General features: G+C 72.5%; 22 protein-coding genes. 16 read left to right on the top strand and 6 right to left on the bottom strand.

The window, feature by feature from the left end; genetic code table 11:
* Window positions 1-22 precede the first annotated feature (22 nt).
* Both IE272_RS25595 and IE272_RS25590 read right to left on the bottom strand, forming a co-directional pair.
* Window positions 23-412, bottom strand: coding sequence for a YunG family protein (locus tag IE272_RS25595; RefSeq protein ID WP_190008164.1), 390 nt, complete (start codon window positions 410-412; stop codon window positions 23-25).
* 67 nt (window positions 413-479) lie between these two features.
* Window positions 480-686, bottom strand: a complete 207-nt coding sequence (locus tag IE272_RS25590; RefSeq protein ID WP_190008162.1) for a hypothetical protein — start codon at window positions 684-686, stop codon at window positions 480-482.
* 147 nt (window positions 687-833) lie between these two features.
* On the opposite strand from IE272_RS25590, the gene IE272_RS25585 reads away from it, so the two are divergent.
* Window positions 834-1,577, top strand: coding sequence for a class I SAM-dependent DNA methyltransferase (locus IE272_RS25585; protein ID WP_190008161.1), 744 nt, complete (start codon window positions 834-836; stop codon window positions 1,575-1,577).
* Between the two features lie 56 nt (window positions 1,578-1,633).
* Window positions 1,634-2,323, top strand: coding sequence for a hypothetical protein (locus IE272_RS25580; protein ID WP_229897620.1), 690 nt, complete (start codon window positions 1,634-1,636; stop codon window positions 2,321-2,323).
* A gap of 67 nt (window positions 2,324-2,390) precedes the next feature.
* Here IE272_RS25580 and IE272_RS25575 read toward each other — a convergent pair whose 3' ends face one another.
* The gene (locus IE272_RS25575) at window positions 2,391-3,152 is read right to left on the bottom strand and encodes a phosphoglyceromutase (protein WP_050356805.1); all 762 of its coding nucleotides are present in this window, start codon (window positions 3,150-3,152) and stop codon (window positions 2,391-2,393) included.
* Window positions 3,153-3,358: 206 nt separating this feature from the next.
* Here IE272_RS25575 and IE272_RS25570 point away from each other — a divergent pair, with 206 nt between their 5' ends.
* Window positions 3,359-4,687 carry an MDR family MFS transporter gene (locus IE272_RS25570; protein ID WP_190008159.1) on the top strand — a complete coding sequence of 443 codons (1,329 nt, stop codon included), beginning with the start codon at window positions 3,359-3,361 and terminating at the stop codon, window positions 4,685-4,687.
* 79 nt (window positions 4,688-4,766) lie between these two features.
* On the opposite strand, the gene IE272_RS25565 is transcribed toward IE272_RS25570, so the two are convergent.
* Window positions 4,767-4,916 (bottom strand): hypothetical protein, encoded by a 150-nt coding sequence (locus IE272_RS25565; protein WP_169808539.1) that lies wholly within the window; start codon window positions 4,914-4,916, stop codon window positions 4,767-4,769.
* Window positions 4,917-5,131: 215 nt separating this feature from the next.
* Window positions 5,132-5,809 carry a phosphate signaling complex protein PhoU gene (gene phoU, locus IE272_RS25560; protein ID WP_007446451.1) on the bottom strand — a complete coding sequence of 226 codons (678 nt, stop codon included), beginning with the start codon at window positions 5,807-5,809 and terminating at the stop codon, window positions 5,132-5,134.
* A gap of 199 nt (window positions 5,810-6,008) precedes the next feature.
* On the opposite strand from phoU, the gene phoR reads away from it, so the two are divergent.
* Complete coding sequence (gene phoR / locus IE272_RS25555) at window positions 6,009-7,271, top strand: two-component system sensor histidine kinase PhoR (RefSeq protein WP_050356803.1); 1,263 nt, start codon at window positions 6,009-6,011, stop codon at window positions 7,269-7,271.
* A 5-nt stretch (window positions 7,272-7,276) separates the two neighbouring features.
* Window positions 7,277-7,948, top strand: a complete 672-nt coding sequence (phoP, locus tag IE272_RS25550; protein ID WP_007446453.1) for a two-component system response regulator PhoP — start codon at window positions 7,277-7,279, stop codon at window positions 7,946-7,948.
* 118 nt (window positions 7,949-8,066) lie between these two features.
* On the opposite strand, the gene IE272_RS25545 is transcribed toward phoP, so the two are convergent.
* Window positions 8,067-8,783 carry a DUF461 domain-containing protein gene (locus tag IE272_RS25545; RefSeq protein ID WP_190008157.1) on the bottom strand — a complete coding sequence of 239 codons (717 nt, stop codon included), beginning with the start codon at window positions 8,781-8,783 and terminating at the stop codon, window positions 8,067-8,069.
* A 690-nt stretch (window positions 8,784-9,473) separates the two neighbouring features.
* On the opposite strand from IE272_RS25545, the gene IE272_RS25540 reads away from it, so the two are divergent.
* The 11 genes from IE272_RS25540 to IE272_RS25490 all read left to right on the top strand — a co-directional run bounded on the left by IE272_RS25540 (window position 9,474) and on the right by IE272_RS25490 (window position 21,987).
* The gene (locus IE272_RS25540; protein ID WP_003953493.1) at window positions 9,474-9,956 is read left to right on the top strand and encodes a CarD family transcriptional regulator; all 483 of its coding nucleotides are present in this window, start codon (window positions 9,474-9,476) and stop codon (window positions 9,954-9,956) included.
* 366 nt (window positions 9,957-10,322) lie between these two features.
* The gene (gene ispD, locus IE272_RS25535; protein ID WP_057663872.1) at window positions 10,323-11,090 is read left to right on the top strand and encodes a 2-C-methyl-D-erythritol 4-phosphate cytidylyltransferase; all 768 of its coding nucleotides are present in this window, start codon (window positions 10,323-10,325) and stop codon (window positions 11,088-11,090) included.
* Window positions 11,080-11,598: a 2-C-methyl-D-erythritol 2,4-cyclodiphosphate synthase gene (gene ispF / locus IE272_RS25530; protein WP_057663869.1), complete on the top strand. Its 519-nt coding sequence runs from the start codon at window positions 11,080-11,082 to the stop codon at window positions 11,596-11,598. Before ispD ends, ispF begins: the two co-directional genes overlap by 11 nt.
* 105 nt (window positions 11,599-11,703) lie before the next feature.
* Complete coding sequence (locus IE272_RS25525) at window positions 11,704-12,327, top strand: GNAT family N-acetyltransferase (RefSeq protein WP_190008231.1); 624 nt, start codon at window positions 11,704-11,706, stop codon at window positions 12,325-12,327.
* A gap of 31 nt (window positions 12,328-12,358) precedes the next feature.
* Window positions 12,359-13,882, top strand: a complete 1,524-nt coding sequence (locus IE272_RS25520; RefSeq protein WP_190008156.1) for an ABC transporter substrate-binding protein — start codon at window positions 12,359-12,361, stop codon at window positions 13,880-13,882.
* A gap of 4 nt (window positions 13,883-13,886) precedes the next feature.
* The gene (locus tag IE272_RS25515) at window positions 13,887-15,608 is read left to right on the top strand and encodes an ABC transporter permease subunit (RefSeq protein WP_056699872.1); all 1,722 of its coding nucleotides are present in this window, start codon (window positions 13,887-13,889) and stop codon (window positions 15,606-15,608) included.
* Window positions 15,605-17,044: an MDR family MFS transporter gene (locus IE272_RS25510; protein ID WP_190008154.1), complete on the top strand. Its 1,440-nt coding sequence runs from the start codon at window positions 15,605-15,607 to the stop codon at window positions 17,042-17,044. The genes IE272_RS25515 and IE272_RS25510 overlap by 4 nt, the downstream gene beginning before the upstream one ends.
* 125 nt (window positions 17,045-17,169) lie before the next feature.
* Window positions 17,170-17,574, top strand: a complete 405-nt coding sequence (locus IE272_RS25505) for a PPOX class F420-dependent oxidoreductase (RefSeq protein ID WP_050358844.1) — start codon at window positions 17,170-17,172, stop codon at window positions 17,572-17,574.
* 131 nt (window positions 17,575-17,705) lie between these two features.
* Complete coding sequence (gene cysS / locus IE272_RS25500) at window positions 17,706-19,106, top strand: cysteine--tRNA ligase (RefSeq protein ID WP_190008152.1); 1,401 nt, start codon at window positions 17,706-17,708, stop codon at window positions 19,104-19,106.
* Between the two features lie 98 nt (window positions 19,107-19,204).
* A complete protein-coding gene (rlmB, locus tag IE272_RS25495) occupies window positions 19,205-20,161 on the top strand; it encodes a 23S rRNA (guanosine(2251)-2'-O)-methyltransferase RlmB (RefSeq protein ID WP_007446476.1) in 957 nt (318 codons plus the stop codon).
* Window positions 20,162-20,352: 191 nt separating this feature from the next.
* Complete coding sequence (locus IE272_RS25490) at window positions 20,353-21,987, top strand: DoxX family membrane protein (RefSeq protein WP_229897618.1); 1,635 nt, start codon at window positions 20,353-20,355, stop codon at window positions 21,985-21,987.
* Window positions 21,988-22,024 lie beyond the last annotated feature (37 nt).

The raw sequence follows: 22,024 nt of genomic DNA, 5'->3' as shown, positions 1-22,024 counted from the left end.
GGCACGGACCGCCACCGGGACCTCAGCCCCGCCCGAGCCTCTCCGCGACCCGGTCGCGCAGGATCGCGTACTCCTCCTGGAGCCGCCGCCACTCGCTGACGGGCGGCCTGACTATGACGTCACCGCCCACGACGACCTCCTCCGGCCCGAACTGCTCCCGGGTCAGGTCGATCTCGACGCCCGTGCCCAGGCGGTTCCACCAGTGGAAGTCGGTCCGCACCCCGTCGACATGGACCTCGCCCCGGATCAGCTCCCCGCCGAGCAGGTCGTTGAGCACCATGGCGGTCACCCCGCACTGGTCCCGAGCCGGATTGTCCGGAGTCCAGCGGTCCCGGTACTCCGGGGTGCAGGTCTCGGCGCTCCAACTGTCGCGGAGGGCCTGTTCGATGTCGGTGAGCAGGTAGGTCGCCATGATGACCATGGTGGCAGCCGGCACTGACAACGGGTCCTGGCCGACCGCGTACGTCAGCGGTCAGCGGTCAGCGGGCGGCAGCGGCCGAGCGGCGGTCGCGACGCCGCCTGAACAGCAGAAGGCCGAGGTGCAGCGCGGCAGCGGCGGCGGAGATCCCGGCCAACACCCGGACATAGGGCTCGTTTCCGGAACTCGCCGCCGCCCAGAACGCCACGACCCCGAGGAACGCCGTGTACCCGGCGGTGCCCCTGTACGACTGCTTCTCGGCCGCCACCCCGTGCTCCCGTCCTGTCGTCGAACTCCAGTGTCCCACTCGGGGGTCCGTGGCCCCCGGGGAGGCGGCCCGAGCACGCGGGCAGCGGGCCGGGCCGCACGAAATTGCGTCGACACAGCTCCCGGGCGCCCGGCAGAGTGGTCGCCCGTGACGAGCAGCGAACTGTGGAGCCGAGAGACCGCCGACCGCTACGACGCCGAGGAGGCCGAGAACTCCTCGGCCGCCGCCCTCGAACCGACCCTCGCCTTCCTCTCCCGACTCGCCGGTTCCGGAAGGGCGCTGGAGTTCGCCATCGGGACCGGGCGCGTGGGCGTGCCGCTCAGGGAGCGCGGCGTGCCGGTGGCGGGTATCGAACTGTCCGAACCGATGGCGGCGGTACTCCGCCGCAAGGTCGACGCGAACACCCTCCCGGTGACCATCGGGGACATGGCCACCACGGTCGTCCCCGGCGAGTTCACCCTGGTCTACCTCGTCTACAACACCATCTCGAACCTGCTCACCCAGGACGAGCAGGTCGAGTGCTTCCGCAACGCGGCCCGCCATCTGGCGCCCGGCGGCCGGTTCGTCATCGAACTGGGCGTGCCACCGCTGCGGTTCCTGCCGCCCGGTCAGGTCGCGGTGCCGTTCGACGTGTCCGACCGGCATCTCGGCTTCGACACCTTCGACCTGGTCGAACAGATCCTCGTCTCGCACCACTTCACCCGCGAAGGCGACGACGGCCGCTACCGCCGCGCCGACTCCCGGCACCGGTACGCCTGGCCGGCGGAGCTGGACCTGATGGCCCGCCTCGCCGGACTGGAACCGGAGAGCCGCGTCGCGGACTGGGACGGGTCACCCTTCACCGATGACTCCGCCAAGCACATCTCGGTGTGGCGCAAGCCGACGACCTGAGGCAGCGGGGCCGGGGCCTCTCGTCTAGCATGATGCGATTCAGACCTGGGGGTCTTGTGCGAAAGATATCGACCGCCGGAACAGCGGTCCTGGCGTCCTTGGTCATGGTCGCCCTGACCGGTTGCGCGGGCGGGGGCACATCGGAGGAACCCTCCGCCAATCAGCTGCTCGACGACGCGAACGCCGCGATGAGCGATCTGAGGTCGGTGACCATCGAGACGGCCACCAAGGTGACCGGGGGCGAGGACCGGTCCAGCCACCTGGTGACCGACCTCAAGGCCACCTGCGCGTACAGGACGACCACGGCCTCCGGCGCCCGGCTCGACCAGATCCGGATCGACGGGGCCGACTACATCCGCCCCAATCGGACCCATATGGAGGAGTCGGGCCGGAAGGTCGCGGGCAAGGGCGAGCAGAGGCTGTGGATCAAGGAGCTTTCCAGCGAGTCGAAGCCGGGCGGCGAACTTTCTGACTGCACCCACGAGTTCACCTCGTTCGGCAAAGCCACCAAGGGCGGGTCCTCCGAGATCGACGGAGTGCCTGCGGTCGTGCTGAAGGTGCCCGACAAGGAGAACAAGGGCGAGTTCGGCTTCCACGTGGCCACCGAGGGCAAGCCGTACATCCTCGAAGTCGTCTACAAGGACGCCACGTGGCACAACACGACGTCATTCAGCGCCTTCGACGAGCCGTTGGACGTCCGTCCCCCGGACAAGGGCGACGTCGTGGACGCGAGCGGCATCGGCTGACCGCCGGCACGAACGAGCCCCCCACTCGCGGACGAACCGCGAGCAGGGGGCCCGGTGAGCCGGGGGGCTACTTCTTCTTGCCCTGGTTCTTCACGGCCTCGATGGCGGCCTTCGCCGCGTCCGGGTCGAGGTACGTGCCGCCCGGCTTCAGCGGCTTGAAGTCGGCGTCGAGCTCGTAGGAGAGCGGGATGCCGGTCGGGATGTTGAGGCCCGAGATCTCCTCGTCCGAGATGCCGTCCAGGTGCTTCACCAGACCGCGGAGGCTGTTGCCGTGGGCGGCGACCAGGACCGTGCGGCCCGTGAGGAGGTCCGGGACGATGCTGTCGAACCAGTACGGGAGCATGCGGACGACGACGTCCTTCAGGCACTCCGTGTCCGGGCGCAGCTCCGGGGGGAGGGTCGCGTAGCGCGGGTCGTCGAACTGGCTGTACTCGGCGTCGCGGGCCAGCGGCGGCGGCGGGGTGTCGTACGAGCGGCGCCACAGCATGAACTGCTCCTCGCCGAACTCGGCGAGCGTCTGCGCCTTGTCCTTGCCCTGGAGCGCGCCGTAGTGGCGCTCGTTCAGGCGCCAGGAGCGGCGGACCGGGATCCAGAGGCGGTCGGCGGACTCCAGGGCCAGCTGGGCGGTCCGGATCGCGCGGCGCTGGAGGGAGGTGTGCAGGACGTCGGGGAGCAGACCGGCGTCCTTGAGCAGCTCACCGCCGCGGACTGCTTCCTTCTCGCCCTTTTCGGTGAGGTTGACGTCCACCCAACCGGTGAACAGGTTCTTCGCGTTCCATTCGCTCTCGCCGTGGCGGAGGAGGATCAGCTTGTACGGTGCGTCGGCCATGAGTCCGAGCGTAATCGAACCCGTGCGGGCTCCGCGCGCCCGCCCGTAACGCGGACAGGGCTCCGGCCAGGAGCGCCCGAAGGGCGGACGATTGACGGGGGGCGTCAATCCAGTGGCGGGTGGGGAGACGGGCTTCGTAATGTCTGGGACGTTGTCGGGGGTGTTACCCGAGGCCTCGTTCCGTACGTCCCGTGGGGGGAATCCATATGTCCGTCGCCGGTCTGCGCACAGCCGCCCGCGAGACCGTCTCCGGGATGCCCCGCGAGTTCTGGTGGTTGTGGACCAGCACGCTGGTCAACCGCCTCGGGGCGTTCGTCGCGACCTTCATGGCCCTGTATCTGACCCTGGACCGGGGCTACTCCGCCTCGTACGCCGGGCTCGTCGCCGCCCTCCACGGGCTCGGCGGGGTCATCTCGTCGCTCGGCGCCGGTGTGATGACCGACCGGCTCGGGCGGCGGCCCACCATGCTGATCGCCCAGGTCTCCACCGCGGTGTCGGTGGCGGTGCTCGGGTTCATGGTGCACCCTTTCGCCATCGCCGCCGTGGCGTTCTTCGTCGGCATGTCGAGCAACGCCTCCCGCCCCGCCGTCCAGGCGATGATGGCGGACATCGTGCCCCCGAAGGACCGGGTCCGGGCCTTCTCGCTCAACTACTGGGCCATCAACCTGGGCTTCGCGATCTCCTCCGCCGGGGCCGGGTTCATCGCCGAGTACAGCTACCGCGCCGGGTTCATCGGCGAGGCCCTGATGACCCTCGTGTGCGCCGTGCTCGTCTTCCTGAAGGTGCCGGAATCGCGGCCCGAGGAAGCGGCCGTGAAGCCCGTCGGCGGCAAGCGGCCCAAGGACGAGGTGCGGCTGACCACCGTCCTGCGCGACGGGCGCTTCATGGGGGTCGTGGGGCTGTCGTTCCTGGTGTCGCTGATCTTCCAGCAGGGGTACGTGGGACTGCCGGTGGCCATGGGTACGGACGGGCTCTCCAGCTCCGACTTCGGTACCGCCATCGCCGTCAACGGCGTGCTGATCGTGGTCCTCCAGATCCCCGTCACCCGCTTCATCCAGCACCGCGACCCGCGCCGGCTGCTGATCATCTCCTCGCTGCTCGCCGGGTACGGCTTCGGGCTCACGGCCTTCGCCGGGTCGGTCGCGGCGTACGCCCTGACGGTGTGCGTCTGGACCCTGGCCGAGATCGTGAACGCGCCCACGCAGACGGGCCTGGTCGTGCAGTTGTCGCCCGCCCGGGGCCGGGGCCGCTACCAGGGCATGTACACGATGTCCTGGTCGGTGGCCGCGCTGGTCGCGCCCCTGATGTCCGGCTTCGTGATCGACAACTACGGCGCCGCCTGGCTCTGGGCCGCCTGCGCCGTGATCGGCACGGTCGCCGGAGCCGGCTACTGGCTGCTGATGCGCAACCTGCCGCGCGAGGAGCACGCGGCGGCGGACGTCCTGCCCGAGCCCGCGCCCGTACCGGCCGAGGCCCGGCCGGACCAGGCCGAGCCGGAGGCCGCACCCGCCGAGGCGGTGGAGCGGGTCTGCTGAACCGGGCGACCGGTTACGCGCACGATGCCCGCCCGGAAGGGAATCCGGGCGGGCACCGTGCGTGCGTACGCGGCGCGGGTCAGCCGGAGCAGCCGCCGCACTGGCACGGGGCGCCGGACTGGCAGCCGCACCCGCAGCCCGAGCCGCAGCCGCAGGCGCCGAGCACGCCTCGGCGCACCACTTCGGTCGGTGTCTCCCGCTGGGGTTCGGTCGTGGGGGAATCGGCCATGGTTCCTCCTCAGGGCATACGGCTGGGCGGCGGACGCCGGTGCGCCGCCGCCGGGGACGTACGGCATGACCCACCGCTCACGGCCATGGCGCCGCCCCCGCCCCATTGCATGCCCATCCCCGCGGGCGCATCAACGGCGCACGCGGGCAGGAACATAAGTGCGACCCGCGTGCGCCGTTGATACTCCGGTACGTCGACGGCCGCCGAAGCGGTCGTTACGCGCCCTCGACCGAGGCCGCCGCCTGGATCTCGTCCGCGTGCTCGCCCGTCACCAGGTAGACCACGCGCTTGGCGACCGACACCGCGTGGTCGGCGAAGCGCTCGTAGTAGCGGCCCAGCAGCGTCACGTCGACGGCCGTCTCGATGCCGTGCTTCCAGCGGTCGTCCATCAGGTGCTGGAACAGCGTGCGGTGCAGCAGGTCCATCTCGTCGTCGTCCTGCTCCAGCTGGAGCGCCAGATCGACGTCCTTGGTGATGATGACCTCGGCCGCCTTGGCCATCAGGCGCTGGGCGAGCTGGCCCATCTCCAGAATGGTGGCGTGCAGGTCGTGCGGGACCGCCGACTGCGGGAAGCGCAGCCGGGCCAGCTTCGCCACGTGCTGGGCGAGGTCGCCCGAGCGCTCCAGGTCGGCGCTCATCCGCAGCGAGGTCACCACGATGCGCAGGTCGGTCGCCACCGGCTGCTGGCGGGCGAGGAGCGCGATGGCGCGGGCCTCCAGGTCGTGCTGGAGGTCGTCTACCTTCTGGTCGCCGGCGATCACGTTCTCCGCCAGCGTCAGGTCGGCGTCGAGCATGGACGTGGTCGCCCGCCCGATCGCCGAGCCGACCAGCCGGGCCATCTCGACCAGGCCCTCTCCGATCGAATCGAGTTCCTCGTGGTAAGCGTCGCGCATGGGAAGTCCCTCTCCAGTTCCAAACTGAGGCCGGGGTCTCGGACCGACCCCCACGGTTACACGGTGGGGCCGGAACGCGTCCGTATCCGTCCCCCTAAGTGAACCGGTACCTACCCCTCGGTGAACTCTGGGCGACGAGTGTTCGAGATGGCACTCGGACGGCTGGGAGGGAGTCGTCGCACCCGCATAACCTTGAAGCATGGACGTGAACGCGGCGGTCGCCGCAGCTGCAGCGATCGCCGGTCTCCTGACCGGTGTGATCGCCATGCTGGCGTTCCGCTGGAGCGAACGCGACCTGAAACGGCCCACGCGTACGTCTCTGCGGCCGGACGGCAACGCGGCCCTGCCCCCCGGAGTGGACACCGTCCTCTCCGTCCTCAGCTCCTCCGCCGTCGTCCTCGACGAGAGCGACAGCGTCGTGAAGGCCAGCTCCGCGGCGTACGCCCTGGGTCTGGTCAGAGGCGGCCGGCTGGCCGTCGAGCCCATGCTCAACATGGCCAGGGACACCCGGCGGGACGGAGAGATACGACAGGGCGAGCTGGATCTGCCCCGGCGCGGCACGGGCCGGGGGGACACCCTCGCGGTCTCCGCCCGGGTCGCCCCGCTGGGCTCGCGGCTGGTGCTGCTGCTGGTCGAGGACCTCACCGAGGCCCGCCGGATAGAAGCGGTACGGCGCGACTTCGTCGCCAACGTCAGCCACGAGCTGAAGACGCCGACCGGAGCGCTCTCCCTGCTCTCCGAGGCGGTCATGGACGCCTCCGACGACCCGGAGGCGGTGGAGCGGTTCGCCGGGCGGATGCAGATCGAGGCGACCCGGCTGACCAACCTCGTCCAGGAGCTCATCGACCTCTCCCGGGTGCAGAACGACGACCCGCTGGAGGACGCCGAGCCGGTCAAGGTGGAGACGCTGGTCGCCGAGGCGATCGACCGCTGCCGCCAGCAGGCCGGCTCGAAACAGATCACCATGGCCTCCGCGGGAGCCGAGGGCCTCACGGTCTGGGGCAACCGCGGTCAGCTCGTCGGCGCGCTCGGCAATCTCGTCGAGAACGCCGTCAACTACAGCCCCGCCCACACCCGCGTCGGCATCGCCGCACGGCGCCTGGCCTCGCCGGGCGGGGACCTCATCGAGATAGCCGTCACCGACCAGGGGATCGGCATCTCCGAGAAGGACCGCGAGCGGGTCTTCGAGCGGTTCTACCGCGTCGACCCGGCCCGCTCACGGGCCACCGGTGGCACCGGTCTCGGCCTCGCCATCGTCAAACACGTGGCCGCCTCGCACGGCGGGGAGGTCACCGTCTGGAGCTCCGAGGGACAGGGCTCCACCTTCACCCTCCGACTGCCCGAATCGGGCGTCGCGAGGGAGCGCACCACCGGCGGACCGCTTATCGTCAACGGCGACGACGAGGGGCCGTACGAGACCGACACCTTTGACCCCTTCCCTGCCCCGGAGGCTCTTCCGTGACCCGAGTGCTTGTCGTCGAGGATGAGGAATCCTTCAGCGACGCCCTGTCCTACATGCTGCGCAAGGAAGGTTTCGAGGTCGCCATCGCGGCGACCGGCCCCGACGGGCTGGACGAGTTCGAGCGCAACGGCGCCGACCTGGTCCTGCTCGACCTGATGCTGCCAGGCCTGCCCGGCACCGAGGTGTGCCGCCAGCTCCGCAGCCGTTCCAACGTCCCGGTGATCATGGTCACCGCCAAGGACAGCGAGATCGACAAGGTCGTCGGGCTGGAAATAGGAGCCGACGACTACGTCACCAAGCCCTTCTCCTCCCGCGAGCTCGTCGCCCGCATCCGTGCCGTCCTGCGTCGCCGCGGGGAGCCGGAGGAGGTCACCCCGGCCGCCCTGGAGGCGGGCCCGGTCCGGATGGACGTGGACCGGCACGTGGTCACCGTCTCCGGCGGCAAGGTCGACCTCCCGCTCAAGGAGTTCGACCTCCTGGAGATGCTCCTGCGCAACGCGGGCCGTGTGCTGACCCGGATGCAGCTCATCGACCGGGTCTGGGGCGCGGACTACGTCGGCGACACCAAGACCCTCGACGTCCACGTGAAGCGCCTGCGCGCCAAGATCGAGCCCGACCCGGGCGCCCCGCGCTATCTCGTCACCGTGCGGGGCCTGGGGTACAAGTTCGAGCCGTAAACCGAAGGACGCCGAGGGCCGACGAACCCGCGGCATGCCGAAGGGGCGCTTCCCGGCCGGGAAGCGCCCCTTCGGCACGTTGTGCGCCCGCGTCTGCGTTACGGGGCGGGGCTCCGCGTCAGTTGGCCGGGGGCACCGAGGCGGCGTCGCCCGTGCCCTGCGTGCCGGTCTCGCCCTGGGCGCCCTCGGTGCTCGCGCCGTTCGCCGGCGCGCCGGACGTCTCGCCCTCGGTCGCGCCGGGGGTCTCTCCGTCGGCGGGCGCGTCGCCGGTCGCGCTGCCCGACGGCGTCGGGCTCGGCTTCGGCGCGGGCGCCTCCGCCTTCGGGCTGGGGCCGAAGTCCTTGAAGAAGCCCTCGGCCGGGAAGACGCTGGCGCCGAGGCCGACGTCGCCGGTCTTGCTGAGCTTGAAGACGACCTGCTGGACGTCGCCGTTGCGCGCCGCCTCGCCGCTGTTCTCGATCACGGCCGCGGCGTTGCCCTTGCCGCCGATGATGACCTGGCCGCCGGCCGGGACCACGATGGGACCGTTGCCCTTGGCGGCCCGGAGCTTCACCTCGACGCCGCTGCCGGGCAGCGTGACGGCCTCCAGCACCTCGCGCTCGGTGCCGTCGTTGAACAGCGTCGCGGCGACGACGGCGGGGCCGTCCGCGCCGCCCTCGGGCTGCGTGAGCACGTTCACGTTCTGGATCTTGATGTCGCCCACCGAGGTGGCCGGGTTGTCCGGCCTGACCTTGAGCGTCTCGGCGTTGTTGCCCGCCGCGCAGGCGGACAGGGCGACGATCGAGAACACGGTGGCGGTGGCGGCGAGGGCGCCGTGTCGAAGGCTGCGGCTCACGGCGGCGGCAACTCCTTGAACGAGTCGGACTGCGGACTTCGGACGTCAGTCGTCGAGCGGCGGTGTAAAGCCGCCCTAAGGGTGTGTCAGCGGCCTTAGGCTACCGAGCCGCCGTGTCCGCCCTGCACCCGACCCGCCCCTACGCGCATCGCCTCTTCCCCGGGGGTGGTGAGGGACGCGTCCCGGGGGTGGGTGAGTGACGGGCCGGGCTGCTTCGGCGGCAAGCCGTCCGAAGGGGCCGCGAGGTGTTCTACCGGCGGGTACGCCATGTGCCGTTCACATAATCCGTGTGATCAATTCTTCTGGCCGTGTCGTGGCTTCTTCGCCATTCCCGGCTTCGCGGCGGAAAGGCGCCGGGCGTCATGTGGCTTGATCAATTTCATTGCGGTCGGACAGTTACGTCCGTACGGGTGAGCGATCACCGAACGGAGTACGGAATGATGGTCATCTCGAAGCCGACAAAACGGGACTTTCGTCCTCTTCTGTAGGGCTTCCGGGTCATGTGACGTGGGTGTTTCGCTCCGGGCGCACAGTGGCTCCGACCTGCGAATACCGTCTTCCGGAAGCCTTCCGCAGCACGTTCGTGTCGCTGTTGTCAAGCCCCGAGATATGCCCTGACCTGCGAAAACGCCATTCAGGAGATGCCGTTCTCGTGTTACTCTGGATAGCCACGGAAGGGGTACCTGTCACATGACGTTCAAGGTTGGCGACACCGTGGTCTATCCCCATCACGGGGCCGCGCTGATCGAGGCTATCGAAACTCGCCAGATCAAAGGCGTGGACAAGACCTACTTGGTGCTCAAGGTCGCCCAGGGCGACTTGACGGTTCGTGTGCCGGCGGACAATGCGGAGTTCGTGGGCGTGCGCGACGTGGTCGGGCAGGACGGGCTGGACCGGGTCTTCGAGGTGCTGCGCGCACCGTATGCCGAAGAGCCGACGAACTGGTCCCGGCGCTACAAGGCAAATCTCGAAAAGCTCGCCTCCGGCGATGTCATCAAGGTCGCCGAAGTAGTGCGTGACCTGTGGCGTCGGGAGCGCGAGCGCGGTCTCTCTGCCGGAGAGAAGCGCATGCTCGCCAAGGCCCGCCAGATCCTGGTGAGCGAGCTCGCTCTCGCGGAGAACACGAACGAGGACAAGGCCGAGGCTCTGCTCGACGAGGTCCTCGCGTCCTGAAAACTGGATTACTCCGGCTCGTACGCCGGAGCGCACCGGTTGTATGAATGTGCCGCGGTGCCCGCTGACCAGTCGTTTTCACGCTGCGTCGTCGGGCGCTGCGGCATGTTCGGACCCGCATCCGGTGCCCGACTGCCGGTAGGCCCCGTGCCCGCGGTGTGATCCGCGTATGCGGCGGCCGTCCGGTGAAGGGCGGCCCCGTGCTGCGTGAGCCCCCGATGCGACCTGCGCTCGACCGGGTGTCACGGAAGGGGCCCGGTGCGAGCCCAGGGCGTCACGCCCGGCTCGCTGGGCCCCTACCCATGTCGGTCGTGGAAACAAACCTGCCGAACCTTCGGACCTTCTCGGACCTTCGGAGTGCAACCGATGTCATCGACGCCATCCCCGACCGACAGGCCCCGCCCTCCCCGTACCGCCGCGGTGATCCCCGCGGCCGGACGGGGCGTGCGGCTCGGGCCGGGCGCGCCCAAGGCCCTTCGGGTGCTCGGCGGGACGCCCATGCTGATCCACGCCATTCGCGCCATGGCCGCGTCCCGGGCCGTCTCCCTCGTCGTGGTCGTCGCCCCGCCGGACGGCGCGCCCGAGGTGAAGCACCTCCTCGACGAGCACGCGCTGCCCGAGCACACCGACTATCTGGTGGTGCCGGGCGGTGAGACCCGCCAGGAGTCCGTGCGGCTGGGCCTCGAAGCGCTGCCCGAGGACGTCGCCGTCGTCCTGGTCCACGACGCCGCCCGCCCCCTGGTGCCGGTCGACACGGTCGACGCGGTCGCCTCGGCCGTACGGGACGGAGCGCCCGCCGTCGTCCCCGCGCTGCCCCTCGCGGACACCGTCAAGGAGGTCGAGCCCGCCGGGACGCCCGGGCAGCCGGAGCCGGTGCTCGCCACCCCCGTACGGGCCAGGCTGCGCGCGGTGCAGACGCCGCAGGGCTTCGACCGGGACACGCTGGTGCGGGCGCATGCCGAGGTCGCCGTCGACGGCGAGGGCGCCACGGACGACGCGGGCATGGTGGAACGGCTCGGCGCGCCGGTGGTCGTCGTCCCCGGCCACGAGGAGGCGTTCAAGGTGACCCGGCCGCTCGACCTGGTGCTGGCCGAGGCGGTACTCGCCCGCAGGAGGGCCAACGATGGCTTCTGAGCAGCACGCGGCGGGAGCCCCCGCCGCACCCGTCATCCCGCTCGTCGGGATCGGCACCGACATCCACGCCTTCGAGGAGGGCCGCGAGCTGTGGTGCGCGGGCCTGAAGTGGGAGGGCGAGGGCCCCGGGCTGGCCGGCCACTCGGACGCCGACGTCGTCGCGCACGCCGCCTGCAACGCGCTCTTCTCCGCCGCCGGCCTCGGCGACCTCGGGCAGCACTTCGGCACCGGCCGCCCCGAGTGGTCCGGGGCCGCGGGCATCACCCTGCTCACCGAAGCCGCCCGGATCGTCCGCGCCGGGGGCTTCGAGATCGGGAACGTCGCCGTCCAGGTCGTCGGCCTGCGCCCGAAGATCGGCAAGCGGCGCGAGGAGGCGCAGCAGGTGCTGTCCGCCGCCGTGGGCGCCCCGGTCTCGCTCTCCGCCGCCACCTCCGACGGGCTCGGCTTCACCGGCCGGGGCGAGGGCATCGCCGGCATCGCGACCGCCCTGGTCTACCGGACCGTCTGACGCCCGGCGCCACGCCTCCTGCACATCACTTGCACGTACGCTGAACGTGCAAGCGATGTGCAGGAGGAGGCGGAAGTGGTACCGGTGACCAGCGCGACCACGGTGATGGCAGGGACGGCGGCCGGCCGGGCCGACGCCGACAGGGGCCACGGGGACGCCGGCTACGTCCTGCGCACCGCCACCGCCGACGACCTCGGCGGAGCGCGGGCCGTGATGCTCGACACCGTCTACCGCGACCTGAAGTCCGGCTACGTACCCCGCTGGCACGCCGACATCATCGACCCCGGGACCGCCTATCTGCGCCCGGAGCGCTGCACCCTGCTCGTCGTCGAGCACCGCGGCGAAATCGTCGCCACCGGTGCCGTGCGCGACCGGGGGCCGCAGGCGCCGCCCAACCCCCCGTGGGTCGCCGAGCGCTTTCCCTCCGGGACCACCGCCCAGCTCTGCCGGATCTATGTGCGCCCCGAGCACCGCAGGCACGGGCTGGCCCGGCAGCTGGTGCGCGAGCTGGGGGAGTTCGCCGTACGGGCCGGGGGCTACGAGGCGCTCTACCTGCACACCGACCCCGCCGTGCCGGGCGCCGAGCCCTTCTGGCGTTCGCTGGCCCGGGAGGTGTGCGACGAGCGGACCCTGCCCGGGGGCGGGCAGGGGATCGTCCACTTCGAGCTGCCGATGCCCGGAGCCGCCACGGTTTCCGGCGGTGCCGTCCGGACCACCCCCGCCAGTTAGATGACAATCGTTTTCATATAAGGTCGTCGCCATGCCCCCCTCCCGCCTCCGCCCCCGCCGCGTCGCACTGCCCCTGGCCGCCGCCGCGCTCCTCGTGCCCGTCGCCACCGCCTGCACCTCGTCCGGAAGCTCCGGCGGCTCCGGCGGGGACCAGCGGCTGAAGGTGGCCATGGCCTTCCCGCCCGCCCAGGCCATGTCCCCGTACGGCGACGACGCCGTCACCCTGAGCCGGCTCGCCGTCGTCGAGGGACTGACCCGGCTCGACCGCAACGGTGAGGCGAAGCCCGCGCTCGCCGCCTCCTGGAAGCGCGACGGCGACCGGGCCTGGGAGTTCACGGTCCGCGAGGACGCCGTCTTCCAGGACGGGACGAAGCTCGACGCCGCAGCCGTGGTCCGCTCGCTGACCGCAGCGCAGAAGGCGTCCCCGAAGCCCCGGGTGCTGTCCGACACCACCCTCACCGCCACGGCCGAGGGCGCGGACACCGTACGGATCACGACGAAGGACGCCGACCCGCTGCTGCCCCAGCGGCTGGCCAATCCGTCGCTGAGCGTGCTGTCCGCCGCCGCGTACAAGGGGCCCAAGGTGAACCCCGCCGGGCACGCCACCGGCCCCTTCACCCTCGCCGAGGTGAACGGCGCGGTCAGCGCCACCCTGGAGCGCAACGACACCTACTGGGGCGGCAAGGCGAAGGCCCCCGGCGTCGACGTGAAGTTCGTCGCCGACGGCACCGCCCGCGCGAACGCGCTGCGGACGAAGGACGTCGACGTCGCCGAGTACGTACCGATCTCGCAGGCCTCGCTGCTCGGCGACGGTCTGGTCCACGAGTTCCCCTCGGCCCGCACCAACGGCCTCTCCCTCAACACCGAACGCGGCGTCTTCGCCGATCCGGCGATGCGCGCCGCCGCCCGCGAGGCCATCGACTCCCGGGCGCTGGTCGACGGCGTCTACGAAGGGCGCGCCGACACCGCGCAGGGGCTGCTCGGCCCCGGCGTCCCGTGGGCCGCCGATCTGCGCACCGCCCCCACCGGCCGCGCGAAGGCCGCCGCCCCGGCCGAGGTGAGGAAGACGTCCGAGATCGTGCTGGCCACCTACACCAACCGGCCCGAGCTGCCCGAGGTCGCCACCGTCGTCCAGCAGCAGCTGGAGAAGCGCGGCTTCACCGTCAAGCAGGTCGTCCGCGACTACGCGCAGATGGAGGCCGACGCGCTGGCCGGGAAGTACGACGCGTTCATCCAGGCCCGCAACACCCTCCTGGACACCGCCGACCCGGTCTCCTACCTCGCCTCCGACTTCACCTGCGACGGCAGCTTCAACATCACCCAGCTCTGCGCGAAGCCCGTCGACACCGCCGTCGACCGGGCCGCCGCCCTCGCCGACACCGAAGCCCGCCACCGGGCCGAGATGACCGCCGAGGCCGCGATCCTCGGCTCCGACGCCCTCGTCCCGCTCGTCCACGAGCGCTTCGTGCAGGGCTACGACGACACCCGCGTCCGGGGCGTCGCCCTCGACCCGATGGAGCGCACCCTCATCACCGCCGACACCCGCGTCGGGTGACCGCGTGAAGTACCTCGCCGGACGGCTCGGCACCCTGCTGGCCGTCGTCGCGGTGATCGGGCTGCTGCCCTGGCTGACCCGGACCGACCCGGCCCGCACGATCCTGCACGCCCGGTACGCCGACCGGGCTCCGACGCCCGAGACCCTCGCCGCGATCCGCGCCGAGACCGGGCTCGACGGCGGGCCCTGGCAGGTCCTGGGCGGCTGGCTCGGCGGGCTGTTCCGGGGCGACCTGGGGGAGTCCTGGGTCTCCGGGCAGCCCGTCGGGCCGGACGTCACGGCCGCCCTCGGCAACTCCCTCACCCTGATGGCCGTCTCGCTCGCGGTCGCCGTGCTCCTCGCCCTCGCGCTGAGCGCCGCCACCCTGCGGCGCGGGGCCGCGCGCCGGATCGTCCGGGTGCGCGCCGGAGCGGGCGCGGCGGTGCTCGCCGCGCTGCCGGAGTTCCTGCTCGCCGCCGTGCTGGCCACGGTCCTCGCCGTGCACCTCGGATGGTTCCCGGCGCTCGGCTGGGGCGCTCCCGACCAGCTCGTGCTGCCCGCGCTCGCCATGGGCGTCCCCGCCGGGGCGCTGCTCGGCCGGCTGCTGGACGACGCCCTGCCCGGCGCGTTCGCCGAACCCTGGGCCCGGGCCGCCGCCGCGAGCGGCCTGCCCGGCCGGATCGTCGCCCGGCACGCCCTGCGCCGGACCCTGCCGGGCCTGCTGCCCCAGCTCGGCCTGGTCGCGGTCGGGCTGACCGGCGGGGCGGTGGCCGTCGAGACGCTGTACGCGATCCCCGGCCTCGGCGGTACGGCCCTGGCCGCCGCCCTCGCCCAGGACCTGCCCGTCCTCCAGGCGGCCGTCCTCGTGCTGCTGCTCCTCGGGGTCGCCGCGGGGCTGGCCTCCCGCCTCGCCGTCCGCGTCCTGCTCGGCCCCGCGCTCACGGACCGCGCGCTGCCCGCCCTCGTCGCGCCCCGGCTGCCCGCCCGGCGCTCGCTCGCCGTCGCCGCCCTCGTGCTCGGCGGCCTCCTGGTCGCCGTCACCGTCGCGGGCCTCCTGCGCGACCCCCTGCACGTCGACACGGCCGCCCGGCTCGCGGGCCCCTCCGCCGCGCACCCCTTCGGCACCGACAACCTCGGCCGCGACGTCCTCGCCCGCCTCGGCCACGGCGCGGCCCGCACCGCGCTGGCCGCCGTCGCGGTGGGGGCGGTCACCCTGGTGCTCGGCCTGCTCCTCGGGGCCGCCCGCGCCGGAGCGCTCACCGAGACGGCGAACGCGCTCCCCGCCGTCCTCGCCGGCCTCGTCGTCGCGGGCATCGCCGGCCCGGGCCCCTGGGGCGCCGCGGCGGCGGTGGCCGCGGTCGCCTGGGCCCCGCTCGCCGCCCACACCGCCGCCCTGTACGCCCAGGAGAAGGCGGCCCCGCACCTCGCCGCCGCCGTCGCCCTCGGCGCGGACCGGGCCCACCTCCTGCGCCGCCACGTCCTGCCCGGGGTCCTCCCGCCCGTCGCCCGGCACGCCCTCCTGCGCATCCCGGCCATCGCGCTCGCCCTCGCCTCCCTCGGCTTCCTCGGCCTCGGCACCCAGGCCCCGGCGCCGGAATGGGGCCGGATGCTGTCGGAGAACATGCCGTACGCGGAACGGGCCCCCTGGGCCGTCCTCGCCCCCGCCGCCGCGCTCGCCGTCCTCGGCGCGCTGGCCGTCCTCACCTCGGCCGCGGTGCGCGGGCGCACCCCGGCGGGCCTGAAGTGAACCGGCCCGGACCCACGCGCGCCGACCCGCCCGAGCCCCACGCGCCCGAGCCCGCGCACGCCGGAGCGCCAGCCGGGACCGCAGGAGCGCCCGCCGGGACCGTCGGAGCGCCCGCCGGAGACGCCGGAGCCCCCGCCGAGGAGAAGCGCCGCAGGCCCCGGCTCGCGAGCGCGCCCACCCCCTACCTCCGGCTCCTCACCGTCACCCAGTTCGCCTTCAACATCGGCTTCTATGCCGTGCTGCCCTACCTGGCCACCCACCTCGGCAGCGGCCTCGGCATGGCGGGCTGGCTCGTCGGGCTCGTCCTCGGGCTGCGCACCTTCAGCCAGCAGGGCCTCTTCGTCGTCGGCGGCGCGCTCACCGACCGGTACGGCCCGCGCCCCGTCGTGCTGGCGGGCTGCGCCCTGCGGATCACCGGCTTCGGCTGGCTCGCCGTCGCCGGATCCACGGCCACCGTCATCGCCGCCGTGCTCCTCATCGGCTTCGCCGCCGCGCTGTTCTCCCCCGCCGTCGAGTCCGAGGCCGCCCGCGAGGCCGTCCGGCACGAACGGGACACCGGCACCCCGCGCGCCCACGTCCTCGCCCTGTTCTCCGCCGCCGGGCAGGCCGGGGCGTTCATCGGGCCGCTGCTCGGCTCACTGCTCCTGCTGCTCGCCGGCGGCTTCCGGGCCGCCTGCCTCGCCGGGGCCGTCGTCTTCGTCGGCGTACTGGCCGGGCACGCCCGCCTGATGCCGCGCGCCGACCCCGTACGGAAACGGGAGCGAGGAGGGGACCGGACACCGGCGTCGGACACCGTCACCCGTACGGCCCAGCGGGGGCGGTCGTCCTGGCGGGCGGTGTTCACCAACCGGCCGTTCCTGCTGCTCTGCCTCGCGTACAGCGGCTACCTCGTCTCCTACAACCAGCTCTATCTCTCGCTGCCCGTCGAGGTCGAGCGGGCCACCGGGTCCGGTGCCGCCCTCGGCTGGCTCTTCGCCCTGTCCTCGCTGCTCGTCGTCGTCGCCCAGGTGCCGCTGACCCGCTTCTCCGCCCACCGGATCGCCCCGCGCACCGCCCTGGTCACCGGCCTCGCGGTCGTCGCCGCCGGATTCGCCGCCGTACCGCTCACCCCCGCCGGCCCCGGCGGTCTGCTGCCCGGCGCGGCGCTCGTCGTCCTGCTGACCCTGGGCCAGATGCTGCTGGTCCCCGCCGCGCGGGGCCTGGTGCCCGACCTGGTCGATGACCGGCAGCTCGGGCTGGCCACCGGGGCGCTGTCCTCCGTGTCCGGGATCGCCGTCCTCCTGGGGAGCGCGGCGACCGGCGCGCTGCTCGACGTGCCCGCGCCCGTGCGGTGGGCGGTGCTCGCGGCGGTCCCGCTGGCCGGGGCGGCACTGGCGTTCACTCTTCCGGTGGGCCGGGGCGGGAAGGATCGGGGAACGCGCGCGGTTGCCGGGTAGGAGCAGCACTGGACCACAGGACCACCCGCGGGACGCGGACCGCGGGACCACCCCGAGGGGCGGTCCCGGACGCGGGCCGGTCCGCGGGACGCCAACCGACGCGCAGCACTCAGGAGGACGTACGCATGACCGCCGCACTCTCCGCCGAGCTCAAGAACCTGCTCGACAGCCCCGTGTTCGTCAACATCGCCACCATCCAGCCCGACGGCAGCCCCCAGGTCTCCCCGGTCTGGGTCAAGCGCGACGGCGACGACGTACTGATCTCCACCACCGTCGGCCGCCGCAAGGAGAAGAACCTCCGCCGCGACCCGCGCGTCACCGTGCTCGTCCAGCCCTTCGACTCCCCGTACACCTACGCCGAGATCCGCGGCGAGGCGACGCTGACGACGGACGGCGGGCAGGAGCTGATCGACGAGCTCTCGGTGAAGTACACCGGCAAGCCGTACGCCGAGTTCAACCCGAACTCCGCCGCGGACGACCCCCGCGTCGTCGTCCGCGTCTCCCCGCGCAAGGTCGTCGGCGGCCTGTAGGGCCCGCCGAGGGCGTGAGAACGCTCTCCGGGCCCTTCCCGGGCCGTTTCGGGGCGTCCCGGTACCAGAAAGTTGTCCCCGCGATCCCCAAGGGTCGCGGGGCACTGGTGCGGGCCTACTACCCTTGAGGCGTGACTATTCGCCTGCACGACACCAACGCCCGGCAGATCCGTGACTTCGTCCCGCTCACAGCGGGCTGCGTCTCGATCTACCTCTGTGGCGCCACTGTCCAGGCAGCACCGCACATCGGCCACATCCGCTCGGGCCTGAACTTCGACATCATGCGCCGCTGGTTCACCTACCGCGGCTACGACGTCACGTTCATCCGGAACGTCACCGACATCGACGACAAGATCATCGCGAAGTCCGCCGAGCAGGGCCGCCCGTGGTGGTCGATCGGCTACGAGAACGAGCGCGCGTTCAACGACGGCTACGACGTGCTCGGCTGCCTGCCGCCCACCTACGAGCCCCGCGCCACCGGCCACGTTCCCGAGATGATCGAGATGATGCGCGGCCTGATCGAGAGCGGTCACGCCTACGAGGCCGACGGCAACGTCTACTTCGACGTGCGCTCGCTGCCCAGCTATCTGGAGCTCTCCAACCAGGAGCTGGACGATCTGCGCCAGCCCTCCGGCGAGGGCGAGACCGGCAAGCGCGACCAGCGTGACTTCGCCATGTGGAAGGCCACCAAGCCGGGCGAGCCCAGCTGGGAGACGCCCTGGGGGCGCGGCCGTCCCGGCTGGCACCTGGAGTGCTCCGCGATGGCCCACAAGTACCTGGGCTCCGCCTTCGACATCCACGGCGGCGGCATCGACCTGATCTTCCCGCACCACGAGAACGAGATCGCCCAGGCCAAGGCCTACGGCGACGAGTTCGCGAAGTACTGGGTGCACAACGGCTGGGTCACCCTGTCCGGCGAGAAGATGTCGAAGTCGCTGGGCAACTCCGTCCTCGTCAGCGAGATGGTCAAGCAGTGGCGTCCGATCGTCCTGCGCTACTACCTCGGCACCCCGCACTACCGGTCGATGATCGAGTACAGCGAGGAGGCCCTGCGCGAGGCCGAGTCCGCGTTCGCGCGGATCGAGGGCTTCGTCCAGCGCGTCACCGAGAAGACCGGGGAGGTCGTCGCCCCCGCCGCCGAGGTGCCGCCCGCCTTCGCCGAGGCGATGGACGAGGACCTGGGCGTGCCGCAGGCGCTGGCGATCATCCACACCACCGTCCGCCAGGGCAACAGCGCACTGGCCGCCGACGACAAGGAAGCCGCGGCCGCCCGCCTCGCCGAGGTCCGGGCCATGCTCGGCGTCCTCGGCCTGGACCCGCTCAACCCGCACTGGGCGGGCGAGAGCGACCGGGGCGAGGATCTGCACGGCGTCGTCGACACCCTCGTGCGTCTCGTCCTGGACCAGCGGCAGTCGGCCCGCGCCCGCAAGGACTGGGCCGCGGCCGACGCCATCCGCGACCAGCTCAACCAGTCCGGACTCGTCATCGAGGACAGCCCCACCGGCCCCCGGTGGACGCTGGGACCGCGCTGAGCGCCCCCGTCGAGCAGTGCAGATGTGCCGCCCGGCGATCCGGGCGGCACACTTTCCCTATACATACGTACGTCTGAAAGCAACGAAACAGGTAGATCATGGCCGGGAACAGCCAGCGCAGGAACCGCCGCACGTCCAACAAGAAGGGCATGCAGGTCGGCAGCGGTGGCCAGCGACGCCGTGGTCTCGAGGGCAAGGGACCGACGCCGCCCGCCTCCGCCCGTAAGGGACACAAGAAGAACCGGATCGCCGGCGCCCAGGCCAAGCAGGCCGCGGCCCGCCGCCCCGCGCCCCGGCGCGGCGGTGTGAAGGGCACCTCGGAGATGGTCGTCGGCCGCAACCCGGTCTACGAGGCCCTGCGGGACGGCGTGCCCGCCGTCACCCTGTACGTCCAGCAGTACATCGACAACGACGAGCGCGTCCGCGACGCCCTCAAGCTCGCGGGCGAGCGCGGCAACATCAACCTGATGGAGGCCCCGCGCCCCGAGCTGGACCGGATGACGAACGGCCTGAACCACCAGGGCCTCGTCCTCCAGGTCCCGCCGTACGAGTACGCGCACCCGGAGGACCTCACCGCCGCCGCGTACGACAACAACGAGGACCCGCTGATCGTCGCCCTCGACGGGGTGACCGACCCGCGCAACCTCGGCGCCATCGTCCGCTCGGTCTCCGCGTTCGGCGGCCACGGCGTGGTCGTCCCCGAGCGCCGCGCGGCCGGCATGACCGCCGGTGCGTGGAAGTCCTCGGCCGGCACGGCGGCCCGCACGCCGGTCTCCCGGGTCACCAACCTCACCCGCGCGCTGGAGGGCTACCAGAAGGCGGGCCTCACGGTCGTCGGCCTGGCCGCCGACGGCGAGCACACGGTGGAGGACCTGGAGCAGCTGGCGGGCCCGGTCGTCATCGTCATCGGCAGCGAGGGCAAGGGCCTGGGCCGTCTCGTCGGCGAGACCTGCGACTACCGGGTGCGGATCTCGATGCCGGGCGGCGCGGAGTCGCTCAACGCCGGTGTCGCGGCGGGCATCGTGCTGTACGAGGTGGCGCGCCGCCGCGGATAGCCGTCCGCCGGCCCTCCGGGGCCGCGGCGTTCGCGCGGCGACGCGCACCGCAACAGGCTCGCCTGCCGGGCGAGTTGACGCGCGAACGCCGAACATGCTTCCAGGTTGCCCGAGTTTGGCCTGATCTTGACGGGTCTCGGACACACCAGGTGCGGTCAAGGCAGTGTCCTAACCACACGTCACTCGGTTAGATGAGTGTGGACACCAGAACGCCTCGGTTCGACGAGCAACCCGCCTCCCTGAGCATGACCAAGGTGGACAGCGACCCCGCGCAGGTCATCGTCAACCACGCCAGCTTCCGGGTGCAGCTCGCCCCGGGCCAGCGCGCACGGCTGCGCGGTGCCCCCGCGGAAACGGCCCGCATCCCCGCCATGAGCGGTGCCGGCGGAGGCCGCAGGCGGGCACCGGTCGTCTGGAGCGGGAAGTCCGCTCCCGGCGACCCCGGCGCGACGGGCCTCCTCCAGGCCGTGCGCAACTCCACCGCCGGACACCTCGACGCCGGACTCGGCGGGGCGTCCGGGGACGGGCACGGAGCGGGCGCGACGCAGGTCATCCCGCTCCTGGAGGAGACGCAGCCCAACCCCGTACTGACCGCCCCCCACCAGCCGGGACGCACCGGTCCGCTGCTGCCGCCCATGCGGCAGGCCGTCGGCGCGTACGACGATCCGGTCGACGGGCCCGACGGCCTCGGCGGGCCCGGCGCCCCCGACGACGACTACGACGAGGCCGCGGAGGCCGCCGAGTCCCGCGCCCGGCGGAGCGGCAACGACCCCGTCCGGCACGCCTATTACCCCGGCCACCGGATGAACCTGGGCGTCGTCCTGCTCCCCATGCGGGTGCTCCTCGGTTTCATCTCCATCTACGCCGGCATGGGCAAGCTCTGCGACCCCGTCTACTTCGACGGCGGCGAGCGCGGCTCGATGGTGAAGTGGCTGACCTCCCTGCACCCGTGGGCGATGGCCGAGCCGCTGCGCGACTTCGCGCTCTCCCACCCGGTCGGCGCCGGACTGACCGTCGCCTTCCTCCAGGTCGTCGTCGGCGTGCTCACCGTCCTCGGCCTCTGGCAGCGGGTCGCCGCCGCGTTCGGCGCGCTGCTCTCCGCCGCGCTGCTGGTGACGGTGAGCTGGCGCACGGTCGCGGTGTACGACGCCCCCGACATCATCCTGCTGGCTGCCTGGAGCCCGCTGATCATCGCGGGCGCGCCGGTCTACTCCGTGGACGGCCGGCTGGCCGGGGAGGCCTGGCGCAAGCTCGGCCCGCGCTCGGAGATCTGGGACCTGCGCCGCCGGGTCCTGCGCCGGGGCACCGTCGTCGGGACGGTCGTCGTCGGTCTCACCCTGCTCATCGGCTCCATCCTCGGCGGCGCGGTCCGCTCCAGCGAGGTCGTCACGGTCCCCGGCCGCAACGACAACCCCACCAACCGCCTTCCCGGCATGCCGCTGCCCCAGGAGTCCACCGGCGAGCGCCAGGCCTCCCGTACGCCGGACCAGCGGCGACAGCCGGAGCCCAGCAGCTCCGGCGCGGCGACCGCTCCCGCCGGCGGCCAGGCCACCCCGGGCGCGACCCGCGACTCCGGCGGCCAGAGCACCGGTTCGGACACCGCTCCCAGCCAGACCCAGGGCACCAACCAGGCGCCTCCGCAGCAGACCACCCCGCAGCAGCCCCCGGCGGCCACCAGCGCCGGACCCACCTCCTCCGGATCCACCGGCGACGCCTCTTCCGGCGGTGGCGGCGAACCGGCGCCCACCGGCGGCTCGACCTCCTCCGGCGGCGAGGGATCGACCACGGGCGGCGGCCGGAACCCGATCGGCGGTCTCCTCGGCTGACCCCGTACGACAGCAGTGAGGGGCGGCCCCCACCCGG

The sequence above is a fragment of the Streptomyces anulatus genome, from assembly GCF_014650675.1.
Classification (GTDB): domain Bacteria; phylum Actinomycetota; class Actinomycetes; order Streptomycetales; family Streptomycetaceae; genus Streptomyces; species Streptomyces anulatus.
This window is presented reverse-complemented; position numbering and strand designations above follow the sequence as displayed.